General features: G+C 61.2%; 3 protein-coding genes. 2 read left to right on the forward strand and 1 reads right to left on the reverse strand.

Annotation, left to right across the window (positions count from 1 at the left end; translation table 11 throughout):
• The first annotated feature begins 80 nt into the window (after positions 1-80).
• Both ACE4YL_RS02665 and ACE4YL_RS02670 read left to right on the forward strand, forming a co-directional pair.
• Positions 81-509, forward strand: coding sequence for a hypothetical protein (locus ACE4YL_RS02665; RefSeq protein WP_461369148.1), 429 nt, complete (start codon positions 81-83; stop codon positions 507-509).
• 162 nt (positions 510-671) lie between these two features.
• Positions 672-1,412: a hypothetical protein gene (locus ACE4YL_RS02670; protein WP_461369149.1), complete on the forward strand. Its 741-nt coding sequence runs from the start codon at positions 672-674 to the stop codon at positions 1,410-1,412.
• Positions 1,413-1,798: 386 nt separating this feature from the next.
• Here ACE4YL_RS02670 and ACE4YL_RS02675 read toward each other — a convergent pair.
• Positions 1,799-2,101 (reverse strand): tyrosine-type recombinase/integrase (locus ACE4YL_RS02675; protein WP_461369150.1); only part of this gene is annotated, 303 nt, incomplete at its 5' end.

A 2,101-nucleotide genomic window follows, 5' to 3' on the forward strand; every position in this document is an offset into this window, starting at 1 on the left:
GTGCCGGAGGTTGGACGTGGCGCCGACGTGGGTGGAGTTTGTTCGCTGGACGCAGACAACAGAGGAGGGGGAGGGAGGGCATGGCGCTATGTAGCATCTGTGAACATCTTAACCGGGCGGCGATCGACAAGGCCTTAGTCACCCGTTCCGCTTCCATGCGGGACATAGCGGGACAGTATGGGGTTTCTCGCTCAGCGCTGAGTCGCCACAAAGCGAATCATTTACCCAGGCTTGTGCAGGCCGCTGAAGCGGCTGAGGAGGCCCAGGCTGTGACTTCCGGCGCGGCCCTGATAGATGAGCTTGACCGACTCCTAGAACGTGCCCTGGCGATCCTAGAGGCCGCTGAGGGCAGCGGACAGCTCAGAGTAGCGCTACAGGCGATCCGGGAGGCCCGCGAGACTATCAAGGCCTGCGCAGAATTAGCGATGGCCGCAGAGTTGGAGGCGAGAGTGGAGGCCCTGGAGGCCCAGATCGTAGAGGCCCAGAGGGGAGGAGTTTGGAGTGTCTAGGCGCCAGAAGCAGTTATCGGCGCCGATCGGCGAGTTAGTCGGCCCTGAAAGCCTGAAACTGATGACGTTCGTTTGCCCGGCCTGCGGCAGGAAGCTAAAGGCTTTGCCTAGTGCGGCCCTATGGTGCCGTTGTGGTAAACCAATGAAGAGGGAGGATGCAGCATGTTGAAACTCGTGGAGAAGGGGACAAAGTGGGAGCGCCTGCAAGCACGGAAGGCGAAGGCGCAGGAGCGCCTAGCGCAGGCAGAGCAGGCGCGGGAGAAGACCGTGGATGAACTTGCCCAGGCCCTGGCCGATGAGAACGCAGCGCAGGCGGAAGGCCTGCGGTCGCAGCTCCGGGCGCTTGATGAGATCATCGAAGATTCGGGGCTTGAACTGAGCGTCTTAGATGAGCGCCTGGCGGAGGCCCGCGCGGACCACCTGCGGCGGGAGATAAAGGGGTTAGAGGCTGAGCTAGAGCAGATGGCGGCTGAGGGCGAGGCAGCGACGAAGGTTTTCGAGGAAGCGAAGCGGAGTTTCGACACGGCGCTGAGAGAATACGAGTTGGGCGCGGAGTTGCGGCGGGACCGTAAACGTGCGCTAACAGCCCGCCTTTATGAGCTTACGAAGGAGCTTGAACTGATTGAAGAGGAAGAGCTTGAGGCTGAAGAACCCGCCGGTGCGGTGGATGAGGCCGCGATTGAGGAGCATCTAGCGCGGTGTCGGGCAGGGGAAATAAAGACACATGTAGGCGGTGATCCGGTGGCAGATGCGGCGTGGACCCGTTATCAGTCTGAGCGCGACGAGATCCGGCGCTATGGCGCGGCCCGTCGCATGGGGATTGAGGCGCGGGAACCGGCCTGCCTGGCCCTTTGGCCGCGTGACCGGGCGCGGGAGCTTATGCGTAGGCGGCGCGTGAGTTAGTGTTGCCGCTCCGCGTTTATGAGAACGACGCAGAGGACAAAGCCCGCATGAGGACCCTGGGCAACGAGGGCGCGGGCGAGTGGGTGACGGTGGGGCGTGGAACTTCCGGGGCGATAGCCGGGACAGCGTCCTACGTCGTCCTTAGTTTTGATAGAGTTTTCGCGGCCCAGGCCTTGTTCTTTCCACCTGGGCGGCGATGAGGCGGGATGGCGAGACATTCCGCCGCCGTCCCCTACGGCCTTACCCCCGGCCCGGGGGACGATTAAGGCCGGATGTATCCACCGGCCGAGAATAGGGACAGGCCGGGATCACTCCCGGCCCTGTCTCTCATAGATGAGTTTTCAGAGGCCCTAAAAGGGACTTTTCCAACGCAGTAAAAAAAGGCCCTATAAGGCGATGCGGACGTAGTCGGAAGCTGTGTCAGTTAGTGCCTTAGCTGAGTGCTCATATCTCTGAGTTGTGCGAATGTCTGTATGGCCGCAGGCTTCTTGAACCTGCGAGAGAGTAGCGCCGCCTACAACCGCAAGAGTAGCGAAGGAATGCCTGAGCGTGTGCGGAGTGACTTTCTTAGTAATCCCTGCTTCCTCAGCGCCTACCCTGATAACCTTCCATATGCTGACCGTCGAAAGCCTTTCGCCGAACCGATTCAAGAAGAGGGGCGCTTCTACGTCTAGCCAGACGCGGCCCGT

Source organism: Candidatus Darwinibacter acetoxidans (assembly GCF_041936445.1).
GTDB lineage: Bacteria > Bacillota > Limnochordia > Darwinibacteriales > Darwinibacteriaceae > DTU010.

Coding starts and splice junctions, on each gene's coding strand:
- ACE4YL_RS02665 (WP_461369148.1), top strand. CDS start 81: ATGGCGCTATGTAGCATCTGTGAACATCTTAACCGGGCGGCGATCGAC.
- ACE4YL_RS02670 (WP_461369149.1), top strand. CDS start 672: ATGTTGAAACTCGTGGAGAAGGGGACAAAGTGGGAGCGCCTGCAAGCA.